The organism is Nitrospirota bacterium, from assembly GCA_016178585.1.
Taxonomy (GTDB): Bacteria; Nitrospirota; Nitrospiria; order JACQBW01; family JACQBW01; genus JACOTA01.
In genome coordinates this window covers 13198-29982 of record JACOTA010000044.1, presented here as the reverse complement: position 1 = coordinate 29982, position 16785 = coordinate 13198, and the positions used below count along the sequence as shown (strand labels likewise).

Sequence of the window (16785 nt, the reverse complement as noted above, 5' to 3'; positions counted from 1 at the left end):
GATAGAGGCCTTGTCTTTGGGCTTCGAGCTCTTCCAGAGATTTTTCCATGGGACCTCCTTATCTGATTGTTATATAACAATCAGATAATAGGCCAAAAAAAAGGAAAAGTCAATATTTACCCATAAATTTGTCTCACACCCAAAACGACCCGGAGACAGGGTTTACAATCCTTCGTTTTGCCTGACATCGCGAGCACCCGCAGAGTGCGCGGCGATCTCGGTTCAAGATGGCGGGATTGCTTCGTTTTGTTCGCAATGACAGCTTTCTATTTCTGTTCCCGGGAAAGTTTAAAAGATTGACATTTCCACGATTGAAAAGGTAATATTAAATTCTACTCTTTCCCCAATTTAGGTTAAAAATGCTCGTCCAGATGAAAATAAGAGGGATGATGTTTGACCCTTTAAATAATGCTTATATCGTTATTTTAAGGGATGAAAATAACACGGATATACTGCCCGTTTGGGTAGGCAAGTCTGAGGCCAATGCGATCAGCATGGCCATCGAGGGAACGCTCTCCTCCCGTCCATTGACTCACGACCTGATTAAGAACATTCTCGATTCGCTGAATGCCTCCGTCATCAGTTGCGTCATTACCGATCTTAAGGAAAATACTTATTATGCGAAGATTCATTTAATGTTTAACAACTCTGAATTTACCATCGATTCCCGGCCGAGTGACGCCATCGCTCTTTGTTTGCGTGCCGAGGCTCCGATCTTTACGAGCGACGATGTTTTAAAAAAACACAGTACTGAAGAACTAGACCGCTGGCTGGACAATATCCGCCCTGAAGACTTCGGAAAATATGACGCTTAAAAGAAGGAGTCTGCTTTTCTATTTTTGCCTCGCCGCTCTTTTGTCCGGCGGGTGTTCAACGATTGACCACTTTTATACCCTTCATTATAAAAAATTGGCTCTTTCCCATGCTGAACTCGTCCGCGACGGAGTTGCCGTCCTCCCCATGGCCTCTCTTTACGAGGAGGCAGAATATCGCAAAAGCGCGCAGGAGATTTTTTTAAGATCATTGAAAGGGCTCCAAAAGGACTTTGACCTTATCGAACCTTTTCAGGCAGCCAAACTGGCCACCGAGGCGGGGGTTTATGATTCCTTTTCGCAACTCACAGGGTCAAACCTCCAAAAAGAGGTTCCCCGGCTTCTTCTGGTAAGAAAGGTCGGCCGGGCGATGGGGAAACGGTTTTTAATGAGGCCTGAACTGGTCAACACCCGTGTCACCGAAGGGGCAACCCAGTTAACTTTAAGGGCTCAGATTTGGGATGTTGAAGCGGGAGAGGTCGTTTGGGAAGCCAGCGAAGAAACCAGAGGATATGTAAACCTCGTGTTTCCTCAAACTCCGGCGCCTCTTGAAAAAGTTATGGAAGTGGCCGCCATAAACTTGATTAAAAAAATGCCTTGAGGAAATAAAATGGAAATTGAAGTCACCATCCACGGGCTGATGCCAGCCTCCAACGCGGATCATCAAATCCTCGTTTTAAAACCTAGAACAGACTTCGACGGAAAATTCATCCCGATATGGATTGGAGAAACTGAAGCCAGTTCGATCAGGCTGGCGTTAGAAGAAACCACCACGGCAAGGCCGTTAACCCATGATCTTTTAAAGACCATGTTGAGTTATTTTAAAACCCCTCTGCAAAAGGTTGTCATTTATAAAATGGTTCAAGGAACTTTTTTTGCTAACCTGCATCTGGATAACAGGGGTACGGAAATTTCTATCGACGCCCGCCCCAGCGACGCCATTTCCCTGGCCCTTCGTCTTAAGGCGCCCGTTTTTATCAATGAAGACGTCTATTTGAAACAACAGGTTAGAATTAAAGAAAACCAGGAAATTGAAAAAATCAACCTTGAGGGTTAAGTTTTCAATTGACAGCCGTTTATATTTTATGTAAAATGCCTTTTTTATTTTAAATTCTATGTATAGAAGGATTAACCTTGAAAATAATGAAAACCACCCTGATCAATAAAGAAGCCATCGAACGAAAGTGGCATATTATTGACGCAACCGGACAGGTCCTTGGGCGATTAGCTTCACAAGCGGCCGTTCTCTTAAGAGGAAAGCATAAGGCCATTTTTACCCCTCACATGGATACAGGCGACCATGTCATCGTCATTAATGCGGAAAAAATTCACCTCACCGGTAATAAGCTGAAAGGAAAGCTCTATCAGCATCATACTGGCTATCCGGGTGGATTAAAGACCACGACAGCCGGCAAACTCCTGGCTGAAAAACCAGATCAACTCGTTTTTCGGGCTATCGAGGGAATGATTCCCCATAACACACTCGGTTCAGAAATTATCAGGAAGCTGAGAGTTTATAAAGGTTCGGAGCATCCTCATCAGGCGCAACAACCACAACCGCTGACTTTAAAGTAAGGATCCCATGCCAAATATTTTAAATATCTCCACTGGAAAACGAAAGGACGCTGTAGCCCGTGTCAGCATTGAACCCGGAGACGGAAAGATTTTAATTAATAAAGTTCCTTTTGAAACCTATTTCCCGCGAGGCATGTGGAAAATGATGGTTAAACAGCCATTTGAAGTCGCCGGATTAGCAGGTCGTTACAATGTTACCGCCAACGTATTCGGCGGAGGGTTAACAGGCCAGGCTGGCGCCGTTCGGCATGGAATCGCAAAAGCGCTTCTCATTTTAAACCCTGTCTTGAGGGAACGCCTGAAAAAAGAAGGTCTTTTAACAAGAGACCCCAGGACTAAAGAGAGAAAAAAATATGGACAAAAAGGCGCCCGGAAAAGATTCCAGTTCTCAAAACGTTAATTTTTAAAGGAAATGAACTGCAAAAAGAGGGTGCCTAAAAGCACCCTCTTTTTTTTTAGGAAAAAAAAATGATGCCCAAAAAAATAAAAATTGGTATTATCGGAGCCACCGGCTATACAGGCGGCGAGCTTTTACGCCTTCTTGCCCGGCATCCAGAGGTCCAACTTACGACAATAACCTCTGAACAGTCCGCCGGGAAAAACATTCAGGAGGTTTTCCCCTTCCTTACCGGTGTTCTTGACTTAAAACTTGAAAACCTCGAGACGACCGGCCTTGCTTCGAAAGCAGACCTTTTCTTCATGTCGACGCCTCATGGCATGGGAATGAAAATCATCCCCTCGTTGCTTCAAAAGGGATTGAAAATTGTCGATCTGAGCGCGGATTTCAGGCTGAAAAACCCGACCCTGTATCAACAATGGTATCACCTGGATCATCCCAACCCCGGCCTTTTGAAGCAATCGGTCTACGGCCTGACCGAGGTTTACCGTGAAAAGATTCGCAAAGCTTCGCTGGTTGCCAATCCCGGTTGTTACCCAACCAGCATCCTTCTCCCTTTATATCCCCTTTTAAAGGAAGACTTCATCGACCTTCAAACCCCTCTGATTATCGATGCCAAATCGGGCGTTTCGGGCGCCGGACGATCGCTCGATTTGCGGACCCAATTTAGCGAAGTGGATGACGGGATTGAACCCTATAAAACCGGCGGGACCCATCGGCACATTCCCGAAATTGAACAGGAAATCGAATATTTTTCGGGCCATCCTGTTCCCGTTACTTTCACCCCCCAGCTCCTCCCCATCGTCCGCGGGATGTTGAGCGCGATCTATGTAAAACTAAAATCGAATCGTGGTTCCCTGGACGACCTCTACCATCAATACTATGGAAAAGAACCCTTTATTAAACTCTTAAAAACCGGGATATCCCCAAACCCGAAAAATGTCCGGGGATCAAATTTCTGTCATATCGGCTTTTCGGAAGATGCCAGAACCGGAATGACAACGCTTTTTGGGGCAATTGACAACCTGACCAAAGGAGCCTCAGGGCAGGCGATTCAGAATATGAATTTAATGCTCGGGTTTGAAGAGACCCTGGGACTGACCGCAACGGGGCTCTTTCCATGAAAATGACATTCGAAGGCTTATCAGAAGTTCCCGGATTTACCGGTGGAGGAATTTATTGCGGGATTAAAAAAGTCGCCAAACCTGACCTGGCGTTAATTTATTCGGACAGGCCCTGTGCCGCCGCGGGCGTCTTCACTAAAAACCAGGTCGTCGCTTCGTCGGTAACCCTCTCAAAAAAACATATCAGGGGAGGAAAAGCGCGGGCGATCATCGTCAACAGCGGCAACGCGAATGTCTGCACCGGGAAAAAAGGGGAACAAAGCTCTCTTGAGATTCTAAAAACCACCGCAAAAGCGCTCAACATCCCGCAGAAGGAAGTCTTGATCGCTTCGACAGGAAAAATTAGTGAGTCCCTGCCGGTGGAAAAAATTATACCGGCAATTCCGAAGTTAGTGAGTCAATTATCTGTTCAGGGATGCGATGACGCCGCTGAAGCTATTTTAACCACAGATACCTGCGTCAAAAAGATAACCGTTAAGGGCAAGGTCGGAAATACCATGATCACTGTAGGAGGTTTTGCAAAAGGATCGGGAATGATCCATCCCAATATGGCAACCATGCTGGCCTTTTTGGGGACGGATGCCCGGATTTCTCCGGGTTTACTGGGAAAATCCTTAAAAAAGGGTGCCGAACTCTCTTTTAATTCGATCACGGTTGACTGCACCAGCACGAATGACCTCGTCCTCATCCTGGCCAACGGATTAGCAGGCAACCCGGTCTTTTCCGAAACCTCGAAGGAATATAAGCAGTTTCAGGAGCTTGTCACAACCTCTTGCACGGAATTAGCAAAAATGATCGTTAGGGACGGGGAAGGAGCGACCAAGTTTGTTACCCTTGAAGTCACCGGCGGCGTGAATGCGGCTCAAGCCAAAAAAATCGCCTATTCAATAGCGCAATCCCCGCTGGTTAAAACAGCGTTTTTCGGAGAGGATGCCAATTGGGGAAGGATCATGGCGGCCATTGGATGCGCGGGCATCCCCATAAGAGAAAATAAAATTTCTATTTCAATTGATCGATTTCCGTTTGTAAAGAACGGTATCGGTTTAGGGGATAAGGCAGAAGCAGAGGTTTCTAAAATTTTAAAAAAGAAAGAATTCACTATTAAAGTTGATCTCCACCTCGGAAAAGGAAACGCGCGGGTCTGGACGACCGATCTGTCATACGACTACATCAAAATTAATGCCTCTTATAGAACCTAAAAATTAAAAAGTTTCAAGGGAGATGCAAGACCAGCGATAGACTTCGCACCCACTTATTAATCATGTCATTGCGAGCACCGAAGGGTGCGTGGCAATCTTATCGTAAAGTCTTGAGATTGCTTCACTTTGTTCGCAATGACAGCTTTCTAACTCTGTTCTTGGGGCTACGGATCAACCAGGTATTTTGGAAAGAATTGCCCTGATTTGGCGTGGAAGTTCCAGCGGGCTTCCGGCGATGAAATCAGGTTTTTCACCGGGCGCAGAGGAATAACCCCATTTGCACCAAAACGTTATAGCCCCGTAAGCACGCCCCATTTTAATATCCCCCGAGGTATCGCCGATCATAAACGACAGGTCCGCCGAGGAATTAAAACCGCAAATTTTCGCCGCGGTCCGGAGCATCAAAGGATCGGGCTTGATAGCCCCGCAACTGTCCCCTCCTACGACCCCTCTAAACCACCGATCCACTTTTAAAGCCTCAAGCAATCGTTTTGAAATCCGCTCCGGCTTGTTGGTCACCACCACGAGACTCCCCAGTTCATGCAATCCCTCCAGCATATGGGGAATTTCAGGGTAAAGCTTCGTCTCGCAGGCCACATGGTCAAGGTAATCGGTTTCATAGGCGGTTTGAACCGCCTTCAACCGAACCCATTCATCCCCGGTTTTCAAAAAATCGTCAAAACAGTTTCGGTAAAGGGTCTCCATCCCCTGGTTGACCCATGGAGCAACCTCTTCATCCCCTCTTGGAGGGATTCCAAAACCGGACCGAACCCGGCGAACCGACGCGATCATATCCGAACGGCTGTCCTCAAGGGTGCCATCCAGGTCTAATCCAATCAGGTTCATCCTTTAGGTCCCGGGGCTGTTTTAGACGCAAGATTCTCGACGCTCCCCTTTCCGTCGCCATGCTCGGTAACCTTCCGCTCGCCGCTCGGAGACCCTTTATAAGCTGAAAACGGCCTTGCGTTGTGACTCATCACCTCGTGGGCGATTCCCCCGGGGATGAGAAGAATATCTCCCGCTTCGATCGTTACGGGAAATTCGTCAAAATGAAACGTAATGACGCCGGAAACCGCGGCGCGGATTTCAGGCTCGTCATGGGCGTGACGGCTCCGCTCAAACCAGGGCGCGATGGTCTGAAGATCGTAAACCTTATACCCAAAACGTTTCATCTCCACCGCAACCGTTTCGGGAGTAGGTTCTTCTTTCGCCGCCCACTTCACAAGCTGTACTCCGTTGGGATAGGTCGCGGCTCTGTCTCGTTTTGTCATCGGTAGGCCTCCTTAGCTATTCGGGTGAGAGACACCTCTCTTCGTTTGCGAGTCTAACATAGTGAATTTGAAAGGGCAAAATTCCCGCTTAAGTCTCTTCAAAATCGACAGAAATAGAAGATTCCTTTACGGAAGCAATGTATCGCAGCACCTCCTGGTGAACAGGATGGTTTTGATAAGCCTGCAAAGCTTGAACGGAATCAAACTTGGTGATCAGCGCAAGATCATAAGACCTCGGAGAACGAATCACATCGATTCCCACGGTCACAGAGCGCAATTCAGGTATTTTCCCATCCATATTCACTAAGACTTCCTTTGTCTTTTGAATGGCGGCAGGACTTGGATCTGACAGCTTGAATAAAACCAGATGCGTAATCAATCGATTTCCTTTCCCTGGCGGTCAGGAGCGGTTAAGAGCGGTTCGGCCGGGTCATTTTAAACGGGTCTAACACCTGATCGACTTCACGGACTGAAAGAACCCCCTTTTCGATCACGATGTCCCGAAGAGATTTTCCGGTTTTCATCGATTCTTTTGCCACCCTTGCGGCAGATTCATATCCGATATAGGGGTTTAAAACGGTGGCCAGACCCGGACTCTGGCCGGCATATTCTCTGCATTTTATAGCGTTAGCCGTAATCCCTTTTATGCATCGCTCTGAAAAAAGCCTGATATCGCTGGTTAATATCTCAAGCGATTGCAGAAGATTAAAACTAATGGCCGGCATCATCACATTGAGTTCAAGCTGACCGGCCTGTGCCGCAAGGGTAATGGTCATGTCGTTCCCGATGACCTGAAAGCAAACCATGTTCGTCACCTCGGCCATCACGGGGTTTACTTTTCCCGGCATAATCGACGACCCCGGCTGAACGGCGGGCAGATTAATTTCCGCCAGACCCGTTCGTGGTCCGGAGGAAAGAAGCCTTAAATCATTTGCAATCCGGATCAATTCAACAGCCAATTCACGAAGCGACCCGGAAAGCGCCACGAAATCGGCCATGCTCTGCATTCGTTCAAAAAGATCAGGAGACGGAAAAAGCCGGAGGCCAGAAACTTTCTTCAATGCCGACACAACCCGTTTTTGGTATCGCGGGTGGGTGTTTATTCCTGTGCCCACGGCAGATCCCCCCAATCCCAACTCTTGCATTCCTTTTCCGGCGCGCTTGATTCTTTCCCGGGCTCGGATAACCGCTCTCGCATACCCGGAAAATTCCTGCCCCAGGCGGATGGGAACGGCGTCTTGAAGATGGGTCCGGCCTGACTTAATCAAACCGTTAAAATCCCGGGCTTTTACGGAAAGCGCTTTTTCAAGCTGTATTAAAACGGGTTCGAGTTTCTGAAGCATGAATAGAGCCGAAATTCGCATGGCCGTCGGAAAGACGTCGTTGGTTGACTGTGATCGATTGACATCGTCATTCGGATGAATTTTATGATATTCTCCCCGTTTTCCGCCAAAAAGTTCAATCGCCCGGTTGGCAATGACCTCATTGGCGTTCATATTAAACGATGTGCCGGCCCCTGCCTGAAACACATCCACGACAAATTGATCGTCCCAGCGCCCGGCGATGATTTCTTCTGCGGCTTTTTGTATGGCTTTACCGACTTTCAGGTTAAGCTGATCGCAGGCCATATTGGCCTCAGCGGCCGCCCATTTGACCATTGTGATAGACCGGATCAACTCCCGATGAGATTTTAACCTGCTAATCGGGAAATTATGGACGGCCCGGGCCGTTTGAATACCATAATAGGCCTCAGCGGGAACCTCCAGTTCTCCCAACGTGTCTTTTTCAATCCGGAACTTTCTTTTCATGATTTCATTTAACGGGAATCCAAAGAATTTCAGGTTATTTTAACACAGTCTCTTTTCAATAAGCCAAATGAAAACCCTCTACAAAGGGGTCAGGACGATCCCCATTTTTTTGACAAAAACCATTTTTCTGATACTCTTAATTAAATAGTGCAAGCACCTCCTTCTCAGGACACATTTCAAGAAGGCCGGCCGAGATTTTTCGTGGCCGGGAAATCCGTTGATTCAAGGTTCTGTTTCATGTTTAAAAAATATTTTTTACTTTCCATTCCGCTGAAATTCAGCCTTTTTGTCGCTTCTCTTGTCATTCTGACAATGGCCGTTAACACCTATTTCGTCGTTTCGTATAATAATAAAGTCATTCGGAAATCAATGGAATCCAGGGCCCGGTCGATTGCAACCAGTCTCTCGTTCACAGGCGCCAAGGTGGTTATTGATAACCTTTATCTGATCCAGGGGTCGTTGGCCGGTTTTTCCACCCTGCCTGACGTATCGGCAATATCCTTTATCGACGACGACAACATGATTACCGCCTCCGGCGATATTTCTAAAATCGGAGAAGACCTCTCTGCGGACGAGCTTTACCAGGGCGCCCTTCGCCAAAAAAAAGAAACGATAACCTATTACAAAAATCGCCGGGGTTCTGAAATGCTGGTTATTTTTGAGCCGATGCGGGAGGGTGAAAAAATTCAGGGATGGATCCGGCTGGACCTTTCACTCAAAGAAACCCGGGAAAACACCCGAAAACAATCCGTTGGACTGGTATTTCTGGCCATCTTTTTAACCGGATCGGCTATTTTTCTGACCTTTTGGATCAGTCGAAAAATCAGCTTTGTGCTGGATCTTCTCGTCACCAAATTTAAAAAGCTGGCCGGAGGGGATTTCACGGAAAAACTTCAAATTCGAACCGGCGATGAGCTGGAAAAGGTGGCCAGCTCCTATAACATCCTGGTTGAAAAAATGAGTTCGATGGTCCACCAACTGGAACAAAAAAGAAAAAAAACGGAAAAGGCGTTGTTCAACAGCCAGGAAAGTCTCGCCCATGCCCAGCGGATCGCCCACCTGGGCAATTGGGATTTTGATCTGATAAAAAATGAACTGATCCTGTCGGAAGAAATCTACAGGATCTTCGGGCTGAAGATCCCCGCCCGGTCCAGAGAAACCTATGAAAAGTTTCTGAGTTCTGTTCATCCCGGCGACAGGGAATTTCTCAAAAAATCGGTGTTTGAATCATCGTTTGAGGGAAAACCCTTCGATCTTGACCACCGGATCATCCTGCCGGACGGGTCCGAGCGGATGGTCCACGAACAGGCCGAAGTTTTCTACGACGAAGGCGGCACACCTGTCCGGATGATCGGCACCGTTCAGGATATCACCGACCGGAAAAAGGCCGAGGACCGACTCCATTTTCTGGCTTATTACAATCCCCTGACCAGTCTCCCCAACAGAACTCTTTTCCATTACCTCCTTGAAAAAGCCATTTCAAAAGCTCAAAAGACAGGGGAGCCGCTCTCGGTCGTGATCATAGACCTCAACCGTTTCAAAGAAATCAATGACACGCTGGGCCACCACCGGGGCGATTTACTTCTAAAACAGGTCGGAGGCCGGCTGAAAGGTTTCCTTGAACCCTCTGAGACGCTTCTGGCCCACATGGGCGGAGACGAATTCAGCCTCCTTTTGAGCATGAATTCCTCCGGGCAACAAGGGCAGGCTGAACAGGCTTCGCAGGTAGTAACCAAAATCCTTGAGGTTCTGAAAATGCCATTCGAAATTGAAGGGCTTCCGATCGCGTTGGAAATGGGAATCGGGATTTCGTTCTATCCCGACCACGGGAATACTCCCGATACCCTGATTCAAAAAGCGGATGTGGCCATGTATGAATCAAAAAAAAACGGAACCGACTATACCTTTTACGACCCCAAACAGGATCAACATAGCCCAGGCCGCCTTGGCCTCATGGGAGAACTTCGCGAGGGAATTGAAAAAGGGGAGTTGTTCCTCCTTTATCAACCCAAAATAGATTTAAAAAACGGAAAAATCTGCGGGACAGAAGGCCTGGTACGATGGAAACATCCAAAACAGGGAGTGATTTTTCCCGATCAGTTCATTCTTCCCGCGGAACAGACCGGCCTGATTAAACAGATTACCGCTTGGGTTCTAAAAACCGGCTTGATCCAGTGCCGGTCCTGGCAGAAAGCGGGATTTCCTCTCCGGATGGCAATCAACCTGTCGGCGCGTAATCTGCAGGACCTTCTTCTCCCCTACCAGATTGACGCGCTCCTCCAATCCTGCGGGGTTGCCCCCGAACTTCTGGATCTTGAAATTACCGAAACCGCCATTATGACCAATGAGGAAAACGCGATCCGAAACATTACCTCAATCAGCAAAAAAGGGATTGGTATTTCGATTGATGATTTTGGAATCGGTTATTCCTCTCTCCGGTATCTGAAAAAACTCCCCATCAGTTCAATAAAAATTGATAAATCCTTCGTCAAAGATATGATGACGAACGAAGAGGATTTTCTGATTGTTCGATCAACCATCGACCTCGCCCATAATTTCGGCTTGAAGGTCATTGCCGAGGGGGTGGAAAACAGGACTACGTTGGAAAAGCTTATCGACATGGGCTGTGACGAGGCCCAGGGCTACTACATCAGCCGCCCGGTTCCGCCGGAACAGATTAAACGCCTGCTCGAAGAAAAATCATATGAAACCAGTCTTTTCCAGGAATCGTTTGATTTTAAAAAACTTTAAACCTATAGCAGACGTAATAAGTAATGTGTCATTGCGAGGAGCGGAGCGACGAAGCAATCTATTGAAACCATTAGAGATTGCTTCACTTCGTTCGCAATGACAACGTAACAGCACTAAATGCGTTTGTATTAATAATCTTCCAACGTGTCTTCCCTGAGCATCGCCTCCATCTCATCGACCTCACTGGTCTTTTGAAAAAGAAGGGTCACTTTTCTCTGCAATTCATCCCCTTTTTCCCAATTTTCGGCAAAAATAAGCGCTTCAGTAAAAGAACTTGCCGGACCGAGTTTCGCTTCGGGATAAGCCCCCTGAATCCGTTCTAACTGGTCGATCTGGCTGAACTTAATCCAAACAGCCGGTCGTGCCGATTCTTTAATGGGCCTGGCGGAATTTTCACTTTTTTCCTCAAACCGGTACCAGGAGAGTCCCAGTTCATGAATGTCCCCGTCATCTTCCTGTGGGGGCACCTTTACCGCCAATACTAATTTAATCACCATCACTGAATTCCTTTTCAACAAATATTCCCGTCATTTTAACATAGCCCGGATCGCCGCGCAAAAAAGCAATGAACCTGAAAACTGAACCATGTTATATTAAAACCCTTAAGAACATTTAAATTTCCGTAGAAAAGGAGGGTTCGATGTCGAACTGCCTCATGCAAACTCATTATCTGGAACAGAAAAGCCTCATTCAAAATCCCGGCGGAAAAAAGTGAAAAATTTCGGGGAAATACTCCTGATCTCCTGCTATGAACTGGGGCATCAGCCAATGGGAATTTCCATGCCCCTCGGATTTCTCCAGCGGGCAGGCTATCTTCCCGACATCATCGATTTATCCGTTGACCGGCTGGATCATCAAAAAATATCTCGTGCCCGTTTTATCGGCATTTCGGTCCCCATGCACACCGCCTTGCGCCTTGGGGCCCGGGTTGCCGGGGAGGTCCGGAAGGTCAAACCAGACGCCCATATTTGTTTTTTTGGACTTTATGCCTCGCTTAATGCCGAATATCTTCTTGCTCATGGCGCGGATTCAACGATTGGAGGAGAATTTGAAACCCCGTTGGTTGAACTCATTAACGCCTTGTTAAAGGAAGGGATTTCTCAAATCAAGGGGGTTAGTTTTAAAAAACCATATTTCCCCTCCCTATCTGGAGCGCCTTTCGTTTGGACTGCCCGCCCGAACGCTGCTTCCGCCGCTTCATCGCTACGCCGCGCTCGAACTAAACGGAAAACGACAGACCGTCGGATATGTCGAAACCAGCCGGGGGTGCCGGCATACCTGTTTACACTGCCCCATTACCCCTGTTTATGAAGGACGCTTTTTTATCATTCCACAAAAAATCGTTTTGGAAGATATCCAAAACCTGGCAAAAGAAGGCGCCGCCCATATTACGTTTGGCGATCCTGACTTTCTAAACGGGCCGAAACACGCAGTTCAAATTGTCGAGGCAATGCATAGAGAACACCCCGATTTGACGTTTGACTTCACCGCCAAGGTGGAACATATTCTTAAAAACCGGGAGCTGTTTAAAATATTCTCGTCATGCGGATGCATCTTTATGATATCAGCCATCGAATCTTTCAGTAACACGGTCCTGGACAATTTAAAAAAAGGACACTCGCAGGAGGATATTTCAACCGCTCTCTCAATCTTAAATGAAGCGGGCATCGCCATGCGCCCTTCACTGGTTCCCTTTACCCCATGGACCACGCTTGCGGATTATCTCTTCATGCTTGAATTCATCAATGAGAATGGATTAATCGACGCAATCGATCCGGTGCAATATACCATCCGGCTTCTTGTGCCGCCCGGTTCCGCGCTCCTTTCGGAATCGGCTATTCAACCCTATCTGGGGCCTCTCGTACAGGAATCCTTTACCTATAGGTGGAGCCACCCCGACCCCCGAATGGATACTCTCCAAAAGTCGGTCAGTCAACTCGTCGAAACCGCGACCCAAAATGAAGAGGACGCTGAGACGATTTTCTACGATATCCGCGAGTTAGCCCATGGGCTTCATGAAAACCGTCCGCCCCGGATGATTCAACATGCCCCCGATCTCAACCGCAAAAAACCGCCGAGACTCACCGAACCCTGGTTTTGCTGTGCCGAACCAACGGAAGTTCAGTTCAAAGTTTTCCAGGAACCCCAAATCTAATTTAATTTAAAAGCCGCCGCGCAGGACCAGAAGACCCAGGTGCAGCCTTTTCAGCGACCTCTTCGAAGTTTGTTTACCCTTCCATAATTTATATCAAGATCGGCGGTAAACTTCGGAGCCGGAGCAGAAAAGGCTGCACCTGGGTCTGACACCATTCGCAGGGGGTAAACTTCGGAGCTGCGAGCCACAAAGCTTGCTCGCGAGCGTTTCCGCAGCGAAACTAATCTTTATATAAACTCTTCGCCATACGAAACAGGAAAGTCTTACTTAGGCAGAGGGTTCAATAGCAAATTCAAGGTGCTGATGGGCTTTGCGCAAAGCCTTCTCGACCTCTTCCGGCCTCTCTCCCCGGGCAAAAATAAACCCCAGATAACGATGCCCTTCAGGGAGCGGGACCACTTTTTGTCCGGCCCGAATCATGATATTCACCTCTTCAACGCCCGGAACTTGCTCTGCCCGGCTCTTTCCCTTCACCTCCCGCAAAACGCCTCTCCGCGGAATCGGAATCATCATCACCCCGGCTGCGCCCGGTTCTCTTTCCATGGATTCAACGGGAAGCCCAAGCGCGTGCTGAAGGATCACCTCTTCGAGCGAAAGACCCGTCCCAAAATGAAGCGTCCGAGAGCAAAGTCCCCCGATGGATCTCGCGGCAATTTCAATCACCCATGGTCCTTTGTCGTTAACCCTTAATTCAGCATGCACAGGCCCTTCCCGAAGACCGATCGCATTGACAGCCTTTTGAGTCGACGCGGCGATATCCTTCTGAAGAGCAAACGGTAAACGGGAAGGGGTCACATAAAGGGTTTCTTCAAAAAAAGGCCCATCTAAAGGATCAGGTTTATCAAATAACGCCAGAGGATGAAGTGTCCCATCGACCAGGAGGCCTTCAAGGGCCACTTCAATTCCGGGAATAAAGTCCTCCACGAGAATAAATTTACCCGCGTTATCTCCAGGAAGATAGAGTTCCGGATCGGAAAGGATTTTAACAATTCGATTAAAAGCTTCTACAAACCCGGTTTGATGATTTGCCCGAATAACGCCCCGGCTAGCCGAAAGAAAAAGCGGTTTCAAGACAACCGGGTACCTGACGTCAGAAGCAAAAGTTTTCGGATCCCCATCGATCGGAAAAAGCCGAAAAGAGGGGGAGGGGAGGCCGGCCAGGGCCAGGATTTCCCGTAAGCGGGATTTATCCCGGGTGGCATAAATGGACGCAATGGAATTATGGGGAAGAGAAAGGGCTTCTGAAGCTTTAACGGCAAGAAGGGCGGTTTCTTCATCTGTCGCGATGATCGCCGAAAGGGGTTGTTGCTTTGAGCAGGCGACAATTTGGTCCACCCCTTTATCCAGGTTCCGGAAATTCAGAGTAACCGTCCGGCCGCCGGAATATTTTTCCAGAATCTGCCGCCGGTTTGAACCGACAACAACCTCAACCCCAAGCCGTTCCGCCGCTTCAAGAAAAAACCCGGTCTTATAAGAATTGGTCGGAATCAGTAAAAGAAGCTTCTTCATCCCGGTGAGCACCCCAACAAACGGCCACCTCTACCTAAGCAACCGAACTCACCTACTTGCTGGGTTGATAATAAGGGTTATTCCCCCCCGCATGATCGGTCACATCCAGCACACTCGTAATCGTCGGAACCGCCTCTTTAATCATCACTTCAATCCCCTGCTTCAGGGTCACATCCGCCATCCCGCATCCCTGGCATCCCCCTCCAAGCCTCAGATAAACCGCGGTCTCCTTAACATCCACCAGAGTCACATGGCCTCCGTGACCCGCGACACCGGGGTTTATCTTTTCTTCGAGGAGTTTCTGAATCGTTTTGGCCGCCTGACTGGTGAGATCGGGCACAGGAGCCGCCGGAGCATTGGGGTTCGAAATCTTAAACCCGCCGCCATGCAGGTCATGAATATAATCGATGATCGCTCCCTTTAAATAAAGAGCGCTCTGATTATCGATTAAAACCTTAATCTGTCCGATATCCAACAAAAGGTCACTGGGCGCTTTGGACGAAATGGGCGCAAACGAAAGGTCGTACTGAACCTGCGGCGTGCCGCCCCGTTGAACCGTTATTCTCAGAGCGTCCCCCGGCCGTTTCTCTGCTTCCATGGCCGATATCACATTTTCTTCCGCTAACGGGGTAACAGTAATCATGTCTTAATCTCCTTCAACCATCAGAAAAGTCTACCTTTCTAAAACGCCTAAACATACTTAAATTGCATTACTTATTATGCCTGAGAATAAGGCCCGGTTCAATAGCGGTTTAGATAACGGGGAACTTGACGGCAATCTTCTCGGCGGGGTAGGTGAAAATTTCAGACAAGGTCGGATGAAAATGCGGAATCCTCGCGAGTTGTTGAGCGGTCGCCCGAAAATGCATGGCCACGACCATTTCATGAATCAGCAAATCGGCCTCGGCGCCCAGCACTTCCACCCCCAGAATTTCTCCGGTCGACCTGTCGGCAATCATCTTCACAAAACCTTTCGTTTGTCCGGTGCAAATCGCTTTACCCAGATCGTCAAACGGATATGAAGCCGTCAAAACAGGCCTCCCCTCCTTCTGCGCCTCCTTTTCAGTCAACCCCACACGGGCAAAAATCGGGTCTGTAAAGATCACCTCCGGAACAATCCGGTAATCCGTCTTGATTTTTTGGTTGGAAAAAGCGTTGTGTCCCGCAATCTCTCCCTGATAAACCGCAATATGAGCAAGCTGAAAAATTCCCGTTGCGTCTCCGACGGCGAAAATAGAGGGGACATTGGTTTCCATCTCGTCGTTTACCACGATCCCCTGAGCGTTACAGGCCACATCGGTAACGTCTAAATTTAAACCTTCAAAATTGGTATACCGGCCTGTTGCCACCAGAATTTCCTCAACTTCAATCCGGACCGGCTTTTCATTGACCGTGATTTCGACCTGTTTCAAATCTCCTGCTCTGGCAACCCTTTCAAATTTCACCCGAGGATAGACATGGATCCCCTCTTCCTGAAAATATCGTTCTAAAGTCCGTCCAACCTCGTCATCCTCCCAGCTTAAGGGGGAATCTCCCCTTGCCAAAATCGAGACCTCAGCGCCCATTCTGGCGAAATACTGGCCTAATTCCATGGCGATCGTGCCTGCGCCGATGATCGCAAGCGATTTTGGCAGATCGGTCAGCTCCAGGGCTTCATCGCTGGTAATGAAACCTGTCTCGTTAAGACCCTCCAGAGAAGGCACCCGGATTTTTGAACCGGTGGCAATCACAATTTTCCCGCCCCGAACCAGCTCCCTTCCGATCTGAACCTCATCCGGCGTTTGAAATCTGGCAAAGCCGTCTATAAAAGTAATGCGGGGATTTGATCTCATCTCTTGAAACCGGTAGTCGGCAAAACCCGCGATAATCTTGTTTTTCCGGGAAACAATTTGTTTGGGGTCGACGGCCAACCCTTTTACCTGAATCCCAAGCTCGGTCGAATTCCGGGCAAGAAAGGCCAGTTCCGAAGAGCGAATCAAGGTCTTGGAAGGCATGCACCCCTTTAAAATACAGAGCCCTCCAAACGGACCCTGGTCTATCAAGGCCACGGTTTTCCCAATAGCCGCGGCGGCACGCGCAGCCGCGAATCCGCCGCTCCCGGCCCCTATGACCACCAAATCAAAAAACCTTTTCGTCATCCCTCATCCCCCAACCATAAATAAAAAGGATCAGTTTTTGAGTGCG

The 16785-nt window shown here is 48.3% G+C and carries 18 protein-coding genes; 10 read left to right on the top strand and 8 right to left on the bottom strand.

Features of this window, described 5'->3' with window-relative positions:
- Positions 1–359 precede the first annotated feature (359 nt).
- The 7 genes from HYR79_08205 to argJ all read left to right on the top strand — a co-directional run bounded on the left by HYR79_08205 (position 360) and on the right by argJ (position 5107).
- Positions 360–815 (top strand): bifunctional nuclease family protein, encoded by a 456-nt coding sequence (locus tag HYR79_08205; GenBank protein MBI1821677.1) that lies wholly within the window; start codon positions 360–362, stop codon positions 813–815.
- Complete coding sequence (locus HYR79_08200; protein ID MBI1821676.1) at positions 805–1413, top strand: hypothetical protein; 609 nt, start codon at positions 805–807, stop codon at positions 1411–1413. Before HYR79_08205 ends, HYR79_08200 begins: the two co-directional genes overlap by 11 nt.
- 9 nt (positions 1414–1422) lie before the next feature.
- Positions 1423–1869, top strand: coding sequence for a bifunctional nuclease family protein (locus HYR79_08195; GenBank protein ID MBI1821675.1), 447 nt, complete (start codon positions 1423–1425; stop codon positions 1867–1869).
- Positions 1870–1955: 86 nt separating this feature from the next.
- Positions 1956–2387 (top strand): 50S ribosomal protein L13, encoded by a 432-nt coding sequence (gene rplM / locus HYR79_08190; protein ID MBI1821674.1) that lies wholly within the window; start codon positions 1956–1958, stop codon positions 2385–2387.
- A 7-nt stretch (positions 2388–2394) separates the two neighbouring features.
- Positions 2395–2787, top strand: coding sequence for a 30S ribosomal protein S9 (gene rpsI, locus HYR79_08185; protein MBI1821673.1), 393 nt, complete (start codon positions 2395–2397; stop codon positions 2785–2787).
- 71 nt (positions 2788–2858) lie between these two features.
- Positions 2859–3908, top strand: a complete 1050-nt coding sequence (locus HYR79_08180; protein ID MBI1821672.1) for an N-acetyl-gamma-glutamyl-phosphate reductase — start codon at positions 2859–2861, stop codon at positions 3906–3908.
- The gene (gene argJ, locus HYR79_08175; protein MBI1821671.1) at positions 3905–5107 is read left to right on the top strand and encodes a bifunctional glutamate N-acetyltransferase/amino-acid acetyltransferase ArgJ; all 1203 of its coding nucleotides are present in this window, start codon (positions 3905–3907) and stop codon (positions 5105–5107) included. The genes HYR79_08180 and argJ overlap by 4 nt, the downstream gene beginning before the upstream one ends.
- A gap of 171 nt (positions 5108–5278) precedes the next feature.
- On the opposite strand, the gene HYR79_08170 is transcribed toward argJ, so the two are convergent.
- From HYR79_08170 to HYR79_08155, 4 genes are all read right to left on the bottom strand, one after another.
- Entirely contained in the window at positions 5279–5953 is a 675-nt protein-coding gene (locus HYR79_08170; protein ID MBI1821670.1) for an HAD family hydrolase, read from the bottom strand.
- Positions 5950–6378, bottom strand: a complete 429-nt coding sequence (locus HYR79_08165) for a cupin domain-containing protein (protein ID MBI1821669.1) — start codon at positions 6376–6378, stop codon at positions 5950–5952. Before HYR79_08165 ends, HYR79_08170 begins: the two co-directional genes overlap by 4 nt.
- A gap of 88 nt (positions 6379–6466) precedes the next feature.
- Positions 6467–6757: a Dabb family protein gene (locus HYR79_08160; GenBank protein MBI1821668.1), complete on the bottom strand. Its 291-nt coding sequence runs from the start codon at positions 6755–6757 to the stop codon at positions 6467–6469.
- 31 nt (positions 6758–6788) lie between these two features.
- Positions 6789–8186 (bottom strand): aspartate ammonia-lyase, encoded by a 1398-nt coding sequence (locus tag HYR79_08155; GenBank protein MBI1821667.1) that lies wholly within the window; start codon positions 8184–8186, stop codon positions 6789–6791.
- A gap of 237 nt (positions 8187–8423) precedes the next feature.
- On the opposite strand from HYR79_08155, the gene HYR79_08150 reads away from it, so the two are divergent.
- Positions 8424–10937: an EAL domain-containing protein gene (locus tag HYR79_08150; protein ID MBI1821666.1), complete on the top strand. Its 2514-nt coding sequence runs from the start codon at positions 8424–8426 to the stop codon at positions 10935–10937.
- A 128-nt stretch (positions 10938–11065) separates the two neighbouring features.
- Here HYR79_08150 and HYR79_08145 read toward each other — a convergent pair whose 3' ends face one another.
- A complete protein-coding gene (locus HYR79_08145; GenBank protein ID MBI1821665.1) occupies positions 11066–11434 on the bottom strand; it encodes a hypothetical protein in 369 nt (122 codons plus the stop codon).
- 214 nt (positions 11435–11648) lie between these two features.
- Here HYR79_08145 and HYR79_08140 point away from each other — a divergent pair, with 214 nt between their 5' ends.
- Positions 11649–12248 (top strand): cobalamin B12-binding domain-containing protein, encoded by a 600-nt coding sequence (locus tag HYR79_08140; GenBank protein MBI1821664.1) that lies wholly within the window; start codon positions 11649–11651, stop codon positions 12246–12248.
- Between the two features lie 34 nt (positions 12249–12282).
- Positions 12283–13092, top strand: coding sequence for a hypothetical protein (locus tag HYR79_08135; GenBank protein MBI1821663.1), 810 nt, complete (start codon positions 12283–12285; stop codon positions 13090–13092).
- A gap of 267 nt (positions 13093–13359) precedes the next feature.
- Here the strand turns inward: HYR79_08135 and HYR79_08130 are convergent, their stop codons facing one another.
- From HYR79_08130 to HYR79_08120, 3 genes are all read right to left on the bottom strand, one after another.
- Entirely contained in the window at positions 13360–14601 is a 1242-nt protein-coding gene (locus HYR79_08130; GenBank protein ID MBI1821662.1) for an ATP-grasp domain-containing protein, read from the bottom strand.
- Positions 14602–14653: 52 nt separating this feature from the next.
- Entirely contained in the window at positions 14654–15244 is a 591-nt protein-coding gene (locus HYR79_08125; GenBank protein MBI1821661.1) for an iron-sulfur cluster assembly accessory protein, read from the bottom strand.
- 109 nt (positions 15245–15353) lie between these two features.
- Positions 15354–16739, bottom strand: a complete 1386-nt coding sequence (locus HYR79_08120) for a dihydrolipoyl dehydrogenase (protein MBI1821660.1) — start codon at positions 16737–16739, stop codon at positions 15354–15356.
- Between the last annotated feature and the right edge of the window lie 46 nt (positions 16740–16785).

What these genes read in the sequence shown, in the direction of transcription:
- rpsI (MBI1821673.1), top strand. Translation starts at nt 2,395, where the DNA reads ATGCCAAATATTTTAAATATCTCCACTGGAAAACGAAAGGACGCTGTA.
- HYR79_08130 (MBI1821662.1), bottom strand. Translation starts at nt 14,601, where the DNA reads ATGAAGAAGCTTCTTTTACTGATTCCGACCAATTCTTATAAGACCGGG.
- rplM (MBI1821674.1), top strand. Translation starts at nt 1,956, where the DNA reads ATGAAAACCACCCTGATCAATAAAGAAGCCATCGAACGAAAGTGGCAT.
- HYR79_08165 (MBI1821669.1), bottom strand. Translation starts at nt 6,378, where the DNA reads ATGACAAAACGAGACAGAGCCGCGACCTATCCCAACGGAGTACAGCTT.
- HYR79_08145 (MBI1821665.1), bottom strand. Translation starts at nt 11,434, where the DNA reads ATGGTGATTAAATTAGTATTGGCGGTAAAGGTGCCCCCACAGGAAGAT.
- HYR79_08195 (MBI1821675.1), top strand. Translation starts at nt 1,423, where the DNA reads ATGGAAATTGAAGTCACCATCCACGGGCTGATGCCAGCCTCCAACGCG.
- HYR79_08200 (MBI1821676.1), top strand. Translation starts at nt 805, where the DNA reads ATGACGCTTAAAAGAAGGAGTCTGCTTTTCTATTTTTGCCTCGCCGCT.
- HYR79_08180 (MBI1821672.1), top strand. Translation starts at nt 2,859, where the DNA reads ATGCCCAAAAAAATAAAAATTGGTATTATCGGAGCCACCGGCTATACA.
- HYR79_08205 (MBI1821677.1), top strand. Translation starts at nt 360, where the DNA reads ATGCTCGTCCAGATGAAAATAAGAGGGATGATGTTTGACCCTTTAAAT.
- HYR79_08125 (MBI1821661.1), bottom strand. Translation starts at nt 15,244, where the DNA reads ATGATTACTGTTACCCCGTTAGCGGAAGAAAATGTGATATCGGCCATG.
- HYR79_08150 (MBI1821666.1), top strand. Translation starts at nt 8,424, where the DNA reads ATGTTTAAAAAATATTTTTTACTTTCCATTCCGCTGAAATTCAGCCTT.
- HYR79_08155 (MBI1821667.1), bottom strand. Translation starts at nt 8,186, where the DNA reads ATGAAAAGAAAGTTCCGGATTGAAAAAGACACGTTGGGAGAACTGGAG.
- HYR79_08170 (MBI1821670.1), bottom strand. Translation starts at nt 5,953, where the DNA reads ATGAACCTGATTGGATTAGACCTGGATGGCACCCTTGAGGACAGCCGT.
- argJ (MBI1821671.1), top strand. Translation starts at nt 3,905, where the DNA reads ATGAAAATGACATTCGAAGGCTTATCAGAAGTTCCCGGATTTACCGGT.
- HYR79_08120 (MBI1821660.1), bottom strand. Translation starts at nt 16,739, where the DNA reads ATGACGAAAAGGTTTTTTGATTTGGTGGTCATAGGGGCCGGGAGCGGC.